This is a genomic window from Nocardia camponoti, assembly GCF_014646135.1.
GTDB classification, from domain to species: Bacteria; Actinomycetota; Actinomycetes; order Mycobacteriales; family Mycobacteriaceae; genus Nocardia; species Nocardia camponoti.
In genome coordinates this window covers 641351-657497 of sequence record NZ_BMMW01000003.1, presented here as the reverse complement: position 1 = coordinate 657497, position 16147 = coordinate 641351, and the positions used below count along the sequence as shown (strand labels likewise).

16 protein-coding genes and 1 pseudogene are annotated in these 16147 nt (G+C 65.5%); 14 read left to right on the top strand and 3 right to left on the bottom strand.

Annotation, left to right across the window (positions count from 1 at the left end; all coding sequences use genetic code 11):
* Window positions 1-170 precede the first annotated feature (170 nt).
* Window positions 171-1697 (bottom strand): aldehyde dehydrogenase family protein, encoded by a 1527-nt coding sequence (locus IEX78_RS17965; RefSeq protein WP_229684072.1) that lies wholly within the window; start codon window positions 1695-1697, stop codon window positions 171-173.
* A 48-nt stretch (window positions 1698-1745) separates the two neighbouring features.
* Window positions 1746-2003 (bottom strand): DUF2277 domain-containing protein, encoded by a 258-nt coding sequence (locus IEX78_RS17960; protein WP_188830120.1) that lies wholly within the window; start codon window positions 2001-2003, stop codon window positions 1746-1748.
* 62 nt (window positions 2004-2065) lie between these two features.
* On the opposite strand from IEX78_RS17960, the gene IEX78_RS17955 reads away from it, so the two are divergent.
* Window positions 2066-2968, top strand: a complete 903-nt coding sequence (locus IEX78_RS17955; protein ID WP_188830119.1) for a DUF1266 domain-containing protein — start codon at window positions 2066-2068, stop codon at window positions 2966-2968.
* A gap of 3 nt (window positions 2969-2971) precedes the next feature.
* On the opposite strand, the gene IEX78_RS17950 is transcribed toward IEX78_RS17955, so the two are convergent.
* The gene (locus IEX78_RS17950) at window positions 2972-3841 is read right to left on the bottom strand and encodes a hypothetical protein (RefSeq protein WP_229684071.1); all 870 of its coding nucleotides are present in this window, start codon (window positions 3839-3841) and stop codon (window positions 2972-2974) included.
* A gap of 319 nt (window positions 3842-4160) precedes the next feature.
* Between IEX78_RS17950 and ftsH the strand changes: the two genes are divergently transcribed.
* From ftsH to IEX78_RS17885, 13 genes and pseudogenes are all read left to right on the top strand, one after another.
* On the top strand, window positions 4161-6527 hold the full coding sequence (gene ftsH / locus IEX78_RS17945) for an ATP-dependent zinc metalloprotease FtsH (protein WP_188830118.1): 2367 nt from the start codon (window positions 4161-4163) through the stop codon (window positions 6525-6527).
* 92 nt (window positions 6528-6619) lie between these two features.
* Complete coding sequence (gene folE, locus IEX78_RS17940; protein ID WP_188830117.1) at window positions 6620-7246, top strand: GTP cyclohydrolase I FolE; 627 nt, start codon at window positions 6620-6622, stop codon at window positions 7244-7246.
* 203 nt (window positions 7247-7449) lie between these two features.
* A complete protein-coding gene (gene folP, locus IEX78_RS17935) occupies window positions 7450-8268 on the top strand; it encodes a dihydropteroate synthase (RefSeq protein WP_188830282.1) in 819 nt (272 codons plus the stop codon).
* Window positions 8265-8687: a dihydroneopterin aldolase gene (folB, locus tag IEX78_RS17930; protein WP_188830116.1), complete on the top strand. Its 423-nt coding sequence runs from the start codon at window positions 8265-8267 to the stop codon at window positions 8685-8687. Before folP ends, folB begins: the two co-directional genes overlap by 4 nt.
* 283 nt (window positions 8688-8970) lie before the next feature.
* Window positions 8971-9465, top strand: a pseudogene (gene folK / locus IEX78_RS17925) (2-amino-4-hydroxy-6-hydroxymethyldihydropteridine diphosphokinase); the annotation flags it as partial.
* A gap of 245 nt (window positions 9466-9710) precedes the next feature.
* Window positions 9711-10181 (top strand): DUF3180 domain-containing protein, encoded by a 471-nt coding sequence (locus IEX78_RS17920; protein ID WP_188830281.1) that lies wholly within the window; start codon window positions 9711-9713, stop codon window positions 10179-10181.
* Between the two features lie 68 nt (window positions 10182-10249).
* A complete protein-coding gene (locus IEX78_RS17915; RefSeq protein WP_188830114.1) occupies window positions 10250-11554 on the top strand; it encodes a DUF6779 domain-containing protein in 1305 nt (434 codons plus the stop codon).
* Window positions 11555-11773: 219 nt separating this feature from the next.
* Entirely contained in the window at window positions 11774-12724 is a 951-nt protein-coding gene (locus tag IEX78_RS17910; protein ID WP_188830113.1) for a Rossmann-like and DUF2520 domain-containing protein, read from the top strand.
* Entirely contained in the window at window positions 12724-13674 is a 951-nt protein-coding gene (panC, locus tag IEX78_RS17905) for a pantoate--beta-alanine ligase (RefSeq protein WP_188830112.1), read from the top strand. Before IEX78_RS17910 ends, panC begins: the two co-directional genes overlap by 1 nt.
* Before the next feature lie 16 nt (window positions 13675-13690).
* Window positions 13691-14110, top strand: coding sequence for an aspartate 1-decarboxylase (gene panD / locus IEX78_RS17900; RefSeq protein WP_188830111.1), 420 nt, complete (start codon window positions 13691-13693; stop codon window positions 14108-14110).
* A gap of 4 nt (window positions 14111-14114) precedes the next feature.
* Window positions 14115-14900 (top strand): type III pantothenate kinase, encoded by a 786-nt coding sequence (locus tag IEX78_RS17895; RefSeq protein ID WP_188830110.1) that lies wholly within the window; start codon window positions 14115-14117, stop codon window positions 14898-14900.
* 162 nt (window positions 14901-15062) lie between these two features.
* Window positions 15063-15659: a cysteine dioxygenase gene (locus tag IEX78_RS17890; protein WP_188830109.1), complete on the top strand. Its 597-nt coding sequence runs from the start codon at window positions 15063-15065 to the stop codon at window positions 15657-15659.
* Window positions 15659-16090 (top strand): rhodanese-like domain-containing protein, encoded by a 432-nt coding sequence (locus tag IEX78_RS17885; protein WP_373291608.1) that lies wholly within the window; start codon window positions 15659-15661, stop codon window positions 16088-16090. The genes IEX78_RS17890 and IEX78_RS17885 overlap by 1 nt, the downstream gene beginning before the upstream one ends.
* Window positions 16091-16147: the final 57 nt, after the last annotated feature.

Sequence of the window (16147 nt, the reverse complement as noted above, 5' to 3'; positions counted from 1 at the left end):
AGGCGCCCGACGGTGGGGGCCCGCGTGCGGACCGATTGACCAGCGCGAATGCGGTCGACTTCACAGTCGATGACCTGCGCCGACGCGATGCGAAAGGCGGCCGTGACCGGCAGATTGCCGAACCCGCACCGCCACGCACTACCTGCTGTGAGATTGCTCACAGGAAGGTTTTAGTTGCCCTTCAACCGCCAAACGCGCGGTAGGTCAAAGCGCCTCCGACCACGCGCGCCAGCCGCTCGCATGGCAGCGAGCGCGAACACGAGCTTGTTCATGTCATAGGGGAACCAGATCAGTTCCTTGGCCATCGTCGGCAGCGCGGGCGCGGTGATCGCCTGGGCGCGACAGTATTTGCGGACACCCGCCGCCCCGCCCCAGCGGGCGCCAACGCCCGACTCGCCCCAACCGCCCATCGGCATCGCGAAATTGAACAGATTCGCGAAGACATCGTTGATGTTGACCGCGCCCGCGTTGAGTTGCCGCGCAACACGTTCGCCGCGTGCTTTGTCGCCGGTCCACACCGACGCCGAAAGGCCGTAGCGCGAGTCGTTAGCGAGCGCGATGGCTTCGGCCTCGTCGGCCACTTTCATCACCGGCAGCGTTGGCCCGAACGTTTCCTCGGCGACGCAGGCCATCGAATGGTCAACGTCGACGAGCACGGTTGGCGCGAAAAACGTGCCGACGCCAGTGCGCTTACCACCGGTCGTGACACGCGCGCCTGCCGCGACGGCCTCGTCGACGTGGCGTTCCACGATGCGAAGCTGCGCTTCGTTGGCGAGCGCGCCCACGTCGTTTTTGGACTCACGCCCATCGGCACCCTGACGCAACGCGGCGACGGCCGCGGTGAGCTTCTCGACGAATTCGTCGTAAACCGGCGCTTCGACGTAAACGCGCTCAACCGAGATGCACACCTGACCAGCGTTAAACATGCCGCCGTAGGCGATGCCGTGCGCGGCGCGGTCGAGGTCGGCGTCGGCGAGCACGATCGCCGGGTCCTTGCCACCGAGTTCCAAGCTGTAGGGCTTGAGCTTCTCGGCGCAAATGGTACCGATCTTGCGACCGGTGCCCGTTGACCCGGTGAACTGCACGTAATCGGCATGCTCGACAACGGCCGCGCCGGTTTCGCCAGCACCGGTGACCACGGTGAATACCGGCGGCGCGCCGATCTCGGCCCAGCCACGCGCGAGTTCGACCGCCGAAAGTGGCGTGACCTCAGACGGTTTCAGAATCACGGCAGCGCCAGCGGCGAGCGCGGGAAAAATGTCGATCGCTGGCATCGCGAGCGGGAAGTTCCACGGCGTGATCACACCAACCACCGGATACGGCCGGTAAGTGACCGTGAGCTTCTTCGCGCGAGCGAGCGGACTGTGCGGCGACGGATGTTCGTCGGTGAGGAACTTGGCAGCCCGGCGCGCGTAATAGCCGAGCAGGTCGATGGCGAAGGCAGGATCGATGAGCGCGTCGACGCGCGGCTTTGCCGTTTCCGACTGCAACACCGCGGCGAGTTCCTCGGTGTTGTCGATGAGCCAATCTTGCAGTTTCAGCAACCACTCTTTGCGGCCGTCGGCCCCGAGTGCTTCCCAAGCAGGTTGGTGCGCGCGCAGTTGGTCGACAGCGCGCGCGACCTCGTCGGCGGTGGTGACGGGCACATGGCCGACCACTTCGCCGGTTGCCGGATTTCGCACATCGAGTTCAGCCACGGTAGAGCCTCCACTGTTTTGACACAGGTTCTACCGGCAGTAGAACACCTATCCCGCGTCGTTGGCAGCGATACGGCGAAGTGGTGGTTCGGTTGGCGGGGGCACCCGGCGATCGGGCAATTCGGCCAACAGGGTTGTTGTCGCCTCCGCGATCGCGGCGACGGCCTTGTCGACAGCGGGCTTGGTGACTGAACTCAGCCCGGAGATGCCGCCGACTTTGCGTACATATTGCAGCGCGGCAGCGTAGATCTCCTGCTCGGTGGCGGCAGGCTCCAGACCACGCAAGACGGTGATATTTCTACACATACGGGAACAATAGACCTGTGTGGCATATCACGGCAGGCCTAGAAAACATTAGACTCGACCGCATGCCTGCTCGGGGAATACCAGCGCTGACCACTTTCCCGTATCCGGAACTGGATGAGCGCGAAGAAGACCACTGGTCGGGCGCCGAAATGAGCGACGATGAATTGCGCGGCCTCGCACTCGGGGCGTTCTACTCCGCCCGCTGGGACGCGTTCCACGACGAACTTTTGCTCGGGCCAGAGCGCGATCACCCGCTCGGTGACCGCCGCGAATTGGCGATCGACACGCTCACTGGCGCATGGGGAATCACCGATGCGAACGAGGCGCGCGCCACGATGGAAGCGCTGCTCGACGGCATGCATTCGCCGCTATACGCGCTGATCAACCCCCTGGTGAACGCCTCGGTCAACGCGAGCGAACGCGACCGTTTCGGCGAACGTGCCGACCGGCATCGCGCGTTTTTGCGTCAGGTCGGCTCGTTTAGGGGGATGGACAACCCGGAGTCGCTGGTTCGCGACTACGACATCTGGGCCCAAGCCGTGAAAATCGGCTTCACTGAACATCTTTCGCGCCCGCTGCCGCATGGCATCGAGGCATGGGACATCGCCCGCGTTGTCGCGGTCGCGCGCATGGCCTTCACCGCCGGCTACATCGAAGCCGAGATGGCATGGGCCTACATCATGCGGGCGCTGCCGCAAGCCCAACGCCGCTACCGCAACTGGCGTCAGTTCGGCGACGCGTACCTGGCCGGTTGGACCTTCTGGCAGGCGACAGAAGACCTCGCCGAGCTGAAAAACGGCGGCGTTGACCGTCGCTTGGAATTGGTTCGCCTCTGGACGCGCCCGACGAGCCCGTGGCGGCGCATCGAGCTCGTCGGGTCGGCGCCCAAAACGGTCGAGGAAATCACCGTCGACACAACGACCGAAGAGCCGATCGTCGGGCCGCCTAGTCCCGAAGAGGACTAGCGCCTACAGGCTGCGCAGGATTCCTCGGCCGTAGCGCTGGAACTGCCCGTCGTCGACCATGCCAAGTGAATGGCGTTCGACGAGTAGTTCCCACTCGCTGTACAGCTGCGACACGCCCGGGTCGGCTGGGCCCGGCGCGCCGTCGTTGGCTTCGCGACGCACCGCGAAGTTCACCGCGCAGGTGACCCGTTCGGTGTCGGCGCGATCAAGTCCGGCGAAATGCAAAATGCGTCCACCGTCATTGACGTCGATGCCCGATCCGCCGTGGCGCGTATCGACCTCGCCCGGCGCGCTGCGACCTTCGACCGTGCGTGCCGAAAGAATCGCCGCGACAGGCAGCTCGTGCGCGTACCGCTCGCCGGTGCCGACGGAAATGAAAAGCAGCCGGTCGGTGGTCGCGGCAAGCAGACCCATGCCGACGCCAGCGGGCGGCAATGCCGTCGCGATGGCCGTTTCCAGCACGTACTCATTCGGCGTGACGAACCGGTTCAGCGCGTTGACCGCCGACCGCGCTTCCTTGCGCGGCGCCATCCTGCGGACAGCACGCTCCACATCGCCCCTGGTCGGGCCCGATTTTCCTTCTTCGGGTGCCGGGGGAGTGAGGTCGGGCGACGCGACGTCGATGCGCTGCGTTGCCAGGATCTGGTCGTTGATCCGGTCGACAATGCCCAGTGCGGCAGGCACGTCGTTCTCGTTCAACAGCACCGGAAGAGGCGTGCGGTCGGCGGGAACGCCGGTGAGCACGGGTGTTGGGTGACGGAGATAGATCTCGATGACTACCGCGTCGTCGGCGCGTCGGTTTAGTCGCACCTTGAGCAGGTCAGACACGGGCACATCAAGGACGCGCTCGCCGTCGGAGCCTGGACGAATCACTGAGACTCGCCCTTTGCCGTGACGCAGAATCGCTGTGGGTGTTCTTAGCTCGACGATGTCGGTACCCCCTGCGCTGTAGTTGTGTCTCACCCCACGATAGGGCGGGCATGACATGATTAGGGCCACATAAAGCAACGCGGTCGAGACATTCGGGAACCTCTCCCTCGCCCCGGCCGTTGACCAGTGCAACTGCACCAGCAGCCGAACTGCGCGATGTTTCGAATATGACCGTACGCGGTAACGTGGCATGTCCGCATCCGTTCGCTAGCCACTCCCCGGAGAATTACCGGAAAGGACTGGGCCGTCCGGCCGACGCTCTATGAACCGCAAGACAGTGTTTCGCACCTTGGCGATCATCTCGAGCATCCTGCTCGCGATCTGGCTGTTCAGCTACATCGGCGATGACACACGCGGTTGGGAGAGCGTCGACACTTCTGTTGCGCTCAGCCAGCTCAGTGACAAAGCCAATGTCAGCAACGTGCAGATCGACGATAAGGAGCAGCAGCTCCGGATCGAACTGAACAATGGCAACGAAGCCACCGGCGGCAAGAACAAGATCATCGCTAAGTATCCGAGCGGCACGTCCGATCAGATCTTTAACGCGGTGCAGCAGTCCGGTGCCAAATACAACACCGTCGTGAAACAGGAGAGCGCGCTTTCGCAGCTGCTGCTCTTTGTTTTGCCGATGGTGCTGCTCGTTGGCCTGTTCCTTTTCGTCATGTCGCGCATGCAGGGCGGCGGTCGCGGCGGAATGATGGGCTTCGGCAAGTCCAAGGCAAAGATGCTTACCAAGGACATGCCTAAGACCACGTTCAACGATGTGGCTGGTGCCGACGAAGCCATCGAAGAGCTCGTCGAAATCAAGGACTTCCTCCAGAATCCGGCGCGCTACCAGGCGCTTGGCGCCAAGATTCCCAAGGGCGTGCTGCTTTACGGCCCTCCCGGCACCGGTAAGACGCTGCTCGCGCGCGCTGTTGCTGGTGAGGCGGGCGTTCCGTTCTTCACGATTTCGGGTTCGGACTTCGTCGAAATGTTCGTCGGTGTTGGTGCTTCGCGGGTGCGTGACCTGTTTGAGCAGGCCAAACAGAACAGCCCGTGCATCATTTTCGTCGACGAGATCGACGCGGTCGGCCGTCAGCGTGGCGCCGGCCTCGGCGGCGGTCACGACGAGCGCGAGCAGACCCTCAACCAGCTGCTTGTCGAGATGGACGGCTTCGGCGATCGCAACGGCATCATTCTGATGGCCGCGACCAACCGCCCCGACATCCTCGACCCCGCACTGCTGCGTCCCGGCCGTTTCGACCGGCAGATTCCGGTCGGCAACCCCGACCTCGCTGGTCGCCGTGCCATCCTGCGCGTGCATTCGAAGGGCAAGCCCATCGCGCCGGACGCCGACCTCGACGGGTTGGCCAAGCGCACGGTTGGCATGTCGGGCGCCGACCTCGCCAACGTCATCAACGAAGCCGCCCTGCTCACCGCGCGTGAGCACGGCACGGTCATCACCGGCGACTCGCTTGAAGAGTCGGTCGACCGCGTCATCGGTGGTCCGCGTCGCAAGAGCCGCATCATCAGCGAGCACGAGAAGAAAATCACGGCCTACCACGAGGGCGGCCACACGCTCGCCGCGTGGGCGATGCCCGATATCGAGCCGGTTTACAAGGTCACCATCCTCGCGCGCGGTCGCACCGGTGGTCACGCGATGACGGTGCCCGAAGACGACAAGGGCCTGATGACCCGCGCCGAGATGATCGCGCGGTTGGTCATGGCGATGGGTGGTCGCGCGGCTGAGGAACTGGTGTTCCACGAGCCGACAACGGGCGCGTCGTCCGATATTGACCAGGCGACCAAGATCGCTCGCGCGATGGTCACCGAATACGGCATGAGCGCGCGGTTGGGTGCTGTCCGCTACGGCCAAGAAGGCGGCGATCCGTTCCTTGGTCGCAGCATGGGTGCGCAGTCGGATTACTCGCATGAGGTCGCCCGCGAGATCGACGAGGAAGTTCGCAACCTCATCGAGGCGGCGCACACCGAGGCGTGGTCAATCCTCAACGAGTACCGCGACGTGCTCGACGTCCTCGCCACCGCGCTGCTTGAGCGCGAAACGCTGCACCGCAAGGACCTGGAAACCATCCTCGCCTCGGTCGAGAAGCGTCCGCGCATCACGGCGTTCAACGAGTTTGGCGACCGGTTGCCGTCGGATAAGCCGCCGGTGAAAACGCCGGGCGAACTGGCCGCTGAACGTGGCGAGCCGTGGCCGCCGCCTGCCGCGCCGAAGTCGGTCGCGCCTGCGGGTGCAACCAACGGTCACGGCGGTTACCCGGCTCCCGCACCCGGCGGTTACCCGCTGCCTGCCGCGCCCGACCAGTCCGCGCCCACCCAGGCGTTCCCACGTCCGACTGGGCCCGCCACGCACGGTTCGCGTCCCGACTACGGCGCTCCTGCCGGGTGGTCGGCACCGGGTTGGCCGCCGCGCGAAGAGGCGAATGGGTTCGACCAGCCGCAGTCCGGGTTCGGTCAGCCGCCTCAGCCCCCTCAACAGCCGACGGGTAACTGGGAGCAGCCGCAGCAGGGCACGTGGCAGCAGCCTGAACAGCCGCCGCGTCACGGGGCTGCCGAGGGCTTCGAACCGTGGGGTGACCAGACCCCGCCGCAGTCGCCGGAACCGCCGGCCGACGGGCGTCGCTGAGCCGCAGGTTAGTCGACGATCTCGGGCAACTAGGCTCAAAAGGCGGATGCCCGAGGTCGATCGGCACCGAAGATGGTGGAGGTGCGGAGAAGTTGTCGGTCAACAACAACGACAAGGACGCGGCTGAGCTGATCGCGACGGCGACCGGCGCGAAGTTTGATCAACCCCGCGCTGAGGCGGCCGTTCGCGAGTTGCTGCTCGCTGTCGGCGAAGACCCCGACCGTCCCGGCCTGCTCGACACGCCCGCCCGCGTCGCGCGCGCCTACCGCGAGATGTTCGCCGGGCTCTACGTCGAACCCGACGAAGTCCTCGCGACCACGTTCGACGAGGGCCACCAGGAATTGGTGCTCGTCCGCGACATCCCGCTGTACTCAACGTGCGAGCACCACCTCGTTTCGTTCCACGGCGTCGCCCACGTTGGCTACATTCCGGGCACGCACGGTCGGGTCACTGGCTTGTCGAAGTTGGCGCGCGTTGTCGACCTGTACGCGAAGCGCCCGCAGGTGCAAGAGCGTCTCACCAGCCAGATCGCCGACGCGGTCATGCGCCGTCTGGACCCACGCGGCGCGATCGTGGTCATCGAGGCCGAGCATTTGTGCATGGCGATGCGCGGAATTCGCAAGCCAGGCGCGTCGACAACAACGTCGGCGGTGCGCGGCCTGTTGCAGTCCAACGCCGCCTCGCGATCAGAGGCGCTGGACCTGATCCTGCGCAAATGAGCTCGACCCCGCCGGGAGACGCGCCCGCGCCGCAGGGGTTGCCCGAGCGGCAGGAGCCCGCGTCTCCGATGCGAAGCGAATCTCGGGTCAGCGGGCGAGCGGGCACCGAGTTCGAGCCTGCGCCGGGTTGGCGGGCCGCGCAGTCTGCACCCGCCACTCGCGGATCGCTGCCCGTTGCGCGTGACGGGCGCGACTGCGTGGTGATGGGGGTCGTCAACGTAACTGGCGATTCTTTTTCCGATGGTGGTCGTTACCTCGATCCCGAAGTTGCTATCGCGCACGGACTTTCGCTTTTCGCGGACGGGGCCGACATCGTCGACGTGGGCGGCGAGTCGACGCGACCCGGTGCGGACCGGGTTGACCCGGCCACCGAAATCGCGAGGGTTGTTCCAGTCATTCGCGGGCTTGTCGCGGCTGGGGTGCCGACGTCGGTCGACACCATGCGCGGTGAGGTCGCTGAGGCGGCCATCGCGGCGGGCGCTTCGATCGTCAATGACGTTTCCGGTGGTCGCGCCGATCCCATCATGGCGAAAGTTGTTGCGGCAGCGGGCGTTCCGTGGATTCTCATGCATTGGCGGGCGAGCGCCGACTACCGGCACGTCGGACCGGCGAATGAATACGCCGACGTGGTTGGCGAGGTGCGCGCGGAGTTGCGCCGCCAAGTCGACCTCGCCGTCGCCGAAGGTATTGCCCCCGAACGGCTGATCCTCGATCCCGGCCTCGGCTTCGCCAAGAACGCCGACCACAACTGGGCGCTGCTCGCCGCGCTACCCGAGTTCGTCGCCGACGGCCTGCCGATCCTCATCGGCGCGTCACGCAAGCGTTTCCTCGGCGCGCTGTTGGCCGACGGCGACACGCCGCGTCCCCCCGACGGCCGCGAGGTCGCAACCGCGACGGTGTCGGCATTGGCGGCGGCCAACGGCGCGTGGGGCGTGCGGGTGCACGACGTGCGGTCATCGCTCGACGCCATCGCTGTCACCGAAGCCTGGCAGCGTGCCGGGCGCTTCCGAGGAGAGTCATGAGTTCACCGCTGTTGCCGCCCCCCGCCGGTCGCCCGGCCACTTCGCGCATCGAATTGCGCGGGCTGCGGGTTTTCGGACGGCACGGGGTTTTCGATTTCGAGAAGCGCGACGGTCAGGAATTCGTCATCGACCTCACCGTTTGGGTCGACTTCACCGCGGCCGCGGCATCCGATGACCTGGCCAACACGGTCGACTACGGCGGTTTGGCGGAACGCGCGGTGCGCATCGTCGCGGGCCCACCCCGCGACCTCATCGAAACAGTGGTCTCGGAAATCGCCGACGACGTAATGACCGACCCACGCATCGAGGCCGTGGAAGCGGTGGTCCACAAGCCATCGGCCCCGATCCCGCACACCTTCGAAGACGTGCGAGTGGTTGCGACGCGCTACCGAACCGTGGCCCCGGAGGTGCGGCGATGAGGAGTGGTTGCGACGCCCAACCGGATAGTGGACCTCAAGGTGCGGCCGCGAGCGCATTGGCGTCGGGGCACGCGCACGTTCGAGGACATGTGAGTGGTTGCGACGCGCTACCGGACGGTGGCCGCGGAGCTGCGGCAGTGAGAAGCGCCGCGGTGAGTTCGCGTGGCGGCGCGGCACATCCGTGCGGCGGCCGCCGAGGTTCGGCACCGAGAGGTCTGAGGGTGCGTGGTCGGGGGAAGTGGGCTGCGTTCGCCGGGGACGCGGCAGTAGTCGGCGCGGTCCGATGACGCGGGCCGTGCTGTCGATTGGCGGGAACCTGGGGGATCGGCTCGCGAATCTGCGCAGTGTTGTTGCGGCGCTTGGGGATCGCGTGGTCGCGGTGTCGGGGGTGTATTCCACCGCACCGTGGGGTGGCGTTGAGCAGGACGACTATCTCAATGCCGTTGTCATTGCCGAGGATTCGACGTTCGCTCCGCTCGACTGGCTGCGCTTCGGGCAAGAGCTGGAACAGCGCGCGCATCGCGTGCGTGAAGTGCGTTGGGGCGCACGAACTTTGGACGTTGACGTCGTGAGCGTCTCCGACGGCGACAACGTCTTCACCAGCGCCGACCCCACCCTAACCCTCCCGCACCCTCAGGCCGCCAACCGCGCCTTCGTCCTCACTCCTTGGCTAGACGCCGACCCAGCAGCTCACCTAAACGACGCCCCAATCGCGAACCTACTCGCCGCCCTCCCGCCCGCCGAACGCGACGGTGTCATCCGCACCGACCTGTCACTGATCCCCGAAAACTCCTCGCCCGCGAGTTCGCCGAACGTCGATAGGCCGACCGGTGCGGCGGGGACTGCCGGGTCGGTCGATGCTCGTGGCGACTCGGCACGCACGGACGCAGAAGCCAAGTCCATGCGCACCGCCGAAGGGCGAAGCGGGACAACGGGTTCGGTGCATTTCCCCGCCGACATGACCGCCCCGGGCATCAACACCGCGAGTAGCGCCCGCCGCAGCGAAGGTTTCCCATCGTGCAGCTGAGACCAACGCGGGTGCTTGACCTCGTCCTCAATGTCATCGTTGCCGCCGCGCTCGGCTGGGCCGTTACGCGGTGGGCGTACAGCAGTTTTCCGGCGATCACGATGTTCGCGGGTGCTTCGCTTTTGCCCGTCGCGGCGATTGAGACCGCGCTCGGGTTCGTGATTAAAGCCAAGATCGCCGATCAGCACGTCGGTGACGGACCGCATGAGCTGCATCCGATCAATGTCGCGCGGGCCGCCGCGCTCGCGAAGGCGTCGTTGCAGGTGGGGTCGATCGCGGCGGGCGCGTGGCTCGGGTTCCTGCTCTGGGCCTTCCCGCAGCGGGCATCGGTTAGTGCTGCCGAGGCCGACATTCCGGGTGCGGTCGTTGGGTTGCTCGCGGGTTCCGCGCTGGTTGCTGCGGCATTGTGGCTTGAGTTCTGCTGCCGCGCCCCCGAGGACCCGACCGACGATTCGGCTACTACTTAGCAATCGGCCAATTAGCCAACCATGCCCTTTGGTGTGCTCTGCGGCGATTGCCCGCTACCCTGGCCATCATGGTTTCACCTTCCCGCACCAGCCCGCCTCGTCGTCGGGGGGCCGACGCGGGGAAGCTGATGATCGGCGCGCTCATCCTGCTCGGCCTCACCGCCAGCATCTTCCTTGTCTTCAGCAACAACCTGCAATATGTGCGGATTGGCCTGGTAGCGGCACTATGGGCCGCCGTCATTGGCGCGCTCGCGGCAACGCGCTACCGCAAGGACGCCGCGGTCGATCAGGCCAAGGTGCGCGACATGCAGACCGTTTACGAACTCCAGCTTGAGCGTGAGGTCAACGCTCGCCGTGAGTACGAGATGGGTGTCGAGGCGCGCGTGCGCGCTGAGGTTGGCGCCGACGCGAGCGAAATGGCCGCGTTGCGCGCTGAACTGGCCGTTTTGCGCCAGAACCTGCAATACCTTTTCGAAGGCTCGCTCCCCGACGACCAGCCCGCGCTGCAAGCCGACGCTGTTCGCATCGACGCGCTGCCGAGCGGCTCCTTCGACGCTTTTGAGTCAAGTGACCAGGATTCGCTGGATAGCCCGACGGATGCCGACGCCGCCTGGTTCGGACCGTGGCAGCAACCGCCCAGCACGTTGAAGCCGGTTTTCCTCGCGCCAGTCGCCGCCAATTTCGCCGACCCGTACGACGACCCGGTCACTGCCGAAACGTCGGCCGTTGTCCTCGACGAGTACGCAGCGACCGCCGACCCGTTCCCGTCGTCGCCGCTGCGCAAGTCCGCCCCGCCGCGCTTGTCGTCCCCGAACACCCGCGTTGTCGCCGACGACAAGCCCGCGGCTAACGGCGCAGCGCAGTCGGCAAAAGCCCAGCCCGCGAACGGCACGTCGACAGGTGGCGCACAGCCCAACGGCATGTCGGCGAGCACCTCGCAGCCGACGAACGGCACGCAGCGTCCGGCCAATGGCGTACCCAACGACACACAACTGGCGGGCACCTCGCAGGTGACCACTGGCACGCAGTCGGCGACCGCCTCGCAGTCGACCAACGGCACCCAGCATCCGACCACCGCGCAGTCGGCGAACAGCACACAGTCGGCGAGCACGTCGCAGCAGACCGGCGGCACGCAGTCGCCGAACAAGCCGAACAGCTCCCAGCCAACCGAGCCGGAACTCGCGTACGCAACGGCCGAAGCCAAGCCGAAGCCCACCCGCCTTTCCGATCCCGGCGCCGACCCCACCCCGACCCCGGTCGGCACCCCGTCGCGCCGTCGCCGTCGCGCCCAGTCCGAAGGCGACGCCCCCCGCCTTTCGGTTGCCGACATCATGGCCAACCTCCAGCAGGAGTCGGGCGCGAAAAGCAAATAGCGTTTTCGTGCACGTTCGCGCACCAAGGCCCCAATTTCAGCCCAAACGAAGCGAACGTGCACGAAAATGCCACGTGTATCGCAACCACCCGGTTGCGCAGCAATAAGCGGTGCACATCACGTCACAGCCGCGTGGCGCTCGCGCTGAAACGTTCGTTATCGTGGTCTCGTACGTCTGGTACCCGCGCAGCGGGACTGGAACGCAATCGAGAGGACAACGTTGACCTCGAGAAGTGTCAATTTCGACGACGACAACAGTGGTGTCGACCTACCGCCCGCACGGCTGACCGTTGGGGTCATTTCGGCGGGACGCGTGGGTTCTGCCCTTGGTGTCGCACTCGAACGCGCAGGTCATGTGGTGTTCGGGGTGGCCGCGATTTCCGACGAGTCGGTCCATCGCGCGCAAACCCGACTGCCCGATTCGGTGATCCTGCCGGTCGAGCAGGTCGCCGCACGCGCCGAACTTCTGCTGCTCGCGGTGCCTGACGCCGAACTCCCGGGTTTGGTGCGCGGACTCGCGGCAAGCGGAGCGGTTCGACCGGGCACGATCGTGGCCCACACCTCGGGCGCGAACGGCGTCAACGTGCTCGCCCCGCTCACCGACCAGGGCGCGCTCGGCTTGGCGATCCACCCCGCGATGACCTTCACCGGCCATGACGAAGACATCGACCGCCTCGCCAACAGCTGCTTCGGCATCACCGCGGCCGACGAGATCGGCTACGCCATCGCCCAGGCGCTGGTCATTGAAATGGGCGGCGAGCCCGTTCGCGTCGCCGAAGACCAGCGCACGCTCTACCACGCCGCGCTAGCGCACGGCAGTAATCACCTGGTCACCGTCATCGTCGACGCGGTCGCAGCCCTTCGCGAGTCGCTTGCTGGCCCGGGCGTCTTCGGTCAACAAACCGTCGACGACCAGCCTGGTGGCCTGCCGGAACGCCTGATCGCCCCGCTCGTCTCGGCCGCGCTCGACAACGCGCTGCGTCGAGGCAAGTCCGCGCTCACCGGCCCGGTCGCGCGCGGTGACGTCGACGCGGTCGCCGCCCATCTCGACGCCCTTGAGAACGTGGACGATCGCCTAGCCGCCGCCTATCGCGCGATGTCGCTTCGCACTGCCGAACTCGCCCAAACCAATCCAGCGTTGCTGGACCTACTCGCCAAGGAAGGCCGCTGATGGAATTCGAGCCGAGGGAAATTCATCGCCACGAAGGCGGCGCCCGCGCGACCGGCGCGTTCACGCCCGGCAAGCTCACGGTGCATCACAGCCCCGAGGTGATGTCGACGGTCGCTTCCGCGCTGCGCGGTGTTGGCCGCACGATCGGCCTTGTCCCGACCATGGGCGCGCTGCACGAGGGTCACCTGCAGCTGGTTCGCCAGGCGAAGCTCACCAATCAGATCGTGATCGTCTCGATCTTCGTTAACCCGCTGCAGTTCGGCGCGAACGAAGACCTTGACGCTTACCCGCGCACCCTCGACTCCGACCTTGAGTTGCTCGCTGCCGAGGGCGTCGACCTGGTTTTCGCGCCAAGCGTCCACGAGATGTACCCGGATGGTCCGCGCACCACGGTCGAGCCCGGCCCGCTCGGTGCTGAGCTCGAAGGTGCTTCTCGCCCAACGCATTTCGGCGGAATGCTCACGGTTGTTTGCAAGCTCCTGCAGATCAGCCACTGCACCGAGGCGCTGTTCGGCGAGAAGGATTACCAGCAGCTCACCCTGATCCGGCACATGGTTCGCGACCTGAATTTCAGCGCGCGCATCGTCGGCCACCCGATCGTGCGTGAGGCCGACGGTCTCGCGATGTCGTCGCGCAACCGCTACCTCGACGCCGAACAGCGCGAAACCGCCCTCGCCCTCTCGGCCGCTCTCGTCGCTGGCAAGTACGCGTCGGGCCTCGGCCCGGAGGCCGTCGTTAAGGCAGCGAGCGAAGTGCTCGCCTCGGTTCCCGGCGTCGACGTCGACTATGTCGAATTGCGCGACTCCAACCTCAACCCCAACCCGACCACCGGCAACGCGCGCCTGCTCGTCGCGGCCAAGGTCGGCAACACCCGGCTCATCGACAACGCACCCATCGTTTTGGGCGCGACCATCGACGGCCACCCAGACGCGAACTCGCTACCGCAGTAAGAAAGGCGTTCGACCTATGTTGCGCACCATGATGAAGTCCAAGATCCACCGTGCCGTTGTCACCCACGCTGACCTGCACTATGTCGGCTCGGTGACCGTCGACCAAGACCTGCTCGATGCCGCCGATCTGCTTGAGGGCGAACAGGTTTGCATCGTCGACATCACCAACGGCGCCCGCCTCGAAACCTACGTCATCGCAGGTGAGCGCGGTTCGGGCGTCATTGGGATCAACGGTGCCGCCGCCCACCTCGTCCACCCTGGCGACCTCGTGATCCTCATTGCCTACGGCCAGATGGACGAGGCTGAGGTGCGCGAGTACGCCCCGCGCGTCGTTTTCGTCGACGATCACAACCGCCCGGTCGAATTGGGCGACGATCCGGCGCACGCACCCGAAGGCTCGGGCCTGACCTCGCCGCGCTCACTTTCGTTCGTTTAATCGCATGCTGCTCACCATCGACGTCCGCAATACCGGTATTGAGCTTGGCCTGTTTTCCGGCAGTGGCGAGCACGCGACGTTGGCGCGCCATTGGCGCATTCACACCAACCCGCTGCTCACCGCTGACGAACTCGCCGTGCAGGTGCGCGGGCTCATCGGCGATGCCGACCTTGCACAGGTCGTTGGCGTTTCCGCGCTGTCCACCGTGCCGCCGGTCCTGCGCGAACTGCGGACCATGCTCACGCGCTATTGGTCGCACACCCCGCACGTTGTTGTCGAGCCCGGCGTGCGCACGGGCATCCCGCTGCTCGTCGACAACCCGAAGGAAGTTGGCGCCGACCGCATCGTCAACTGCCTCGCCGCTTACCGCCGCTTTGGCGGCCCGGCGATCGTTGTCGATTTCGGCACCGCGATTTGCGTCGACCTGGTTTCGGCCAAGGGTGAGTTCCTTGGCGGCGTGATCGCCCCCGGCGTCGAGATTTCCACCGAGGCGCTGGTCGAGAAAAGCGCGTTGCGTCGCGTTGAGCTGGCACGTCCCCGTTCGGTGCTTGGCAAGAACAGTGCCGAGTGCATGCAGTCGGGCGCGGTGTTCGGCTTCGCGGGCCTGGTCGACGGCATCATCGACCGCGTCCGCGACGAGTTCGATGCCTTCGCTGGCAAGGACGTCACCGTGGTCGCCACCGGTGCGGGCGCGCCGCTGATCGTGCCGGAATCGGAAACCATCGACGAACATGAACCGCATCTGACCTTGACGGGTCTGCGGCTGGTGTACGAGCGCAACAAAAAATGAGTGGTGTGCCGCACGTCATTTTGTTGATGGCGTGCGCATGCTGTTAAACTCGCGAACGTGATTTCCGCTGTGCAGACCCAGGAGTGTTGTCGAGGCTAACTTGCCTCGACCGTTCGAGGCCGCAGTTTTCCTCGACCGAACCCACTTTCTGGAGATTCGCGCATGCGTTCTTCTGCCCTTTCCGCAGAGCATTCTTTCGATCGCGCCACGGCCACCGGCCCCGCGCTGCCGACTCGACTTCGCCCAGCTGATTTGCTGCGGCTCACCGATGAAGGTGCCGTTGGCGTTCTCGCTGGCACCTACGACCACCTGCTGCCCGAAGGTGGCATTTGGCCAACCGACGAGCGTTGGGCGGCGCGACTCCATGCCGACGATGAAGTTGATATCTGGCTGATCAGTTGGACGCCAGGAAAATCAACTGAATTGCACGATCACGCCGGTTCGCTCGGCGCGCTCACCGTCCTCAGTGGCGCTTTGTCGGAATATCGCTGGACGGGAACGCAGTTGCGTCGCCGCACCCTTTCCGCAGGTGACCAGGCTTCTTTTCCGATTGGCTGGGTGCACGATGTGGTCCGCGCGCCGGTCAACGCGGTTACCGATTCGGGCACTGGCGAATCCGTCGGCCCACTCGACCCCACGCTCAGCGTGCACGCTTATTCACCGCCCTTATCAGCGATGTCGTATTACGAGGTGACCGGTCACGGCACCATCCGTCGCACCAAAACCGTCCTCACCGACCAGCCCGAAGGTGACCTGTGATGAGCCACTTGACGATTGATCAGATGCTGGCCAACGCCCGCGAAAAGCTGCGGCGCCTCTACGTTTACGACTTGCCCGCGGCGCTCGCTCGCGGTGCGATCCTTGTCGACATTCGCCCGACCGCTCAGCGTGCGCGTGAAGGTTCGCTGCCCGGCGCGTTGGTGATCGAACGCAATGTTTTGGAATGGCGACTCGACCCCACTTCGTCGGCGAAGTTGGCGCTTGCCGCCGACCATGATGTGGAGTGGATCATTTTCTGCTCAGAAGGCTATACATCGAGTTTGGCCGCCGCCGCATTGCAGGATCTCGGCATCCATCGGGCGACCGATCTGATCGGCGGATATCAGGCGTTGAAGTCGGCCGGGATGCTTACCGTTGGAGTTGGTGTTCCGCATTTCGCGCGTGAGGTGAATGCGCTGGCCTCGCTGTAGCGCACAATTGCCTGCCCGCTACTGTTATCGGATGTGAGCACCCCTAACCCCGCTGAT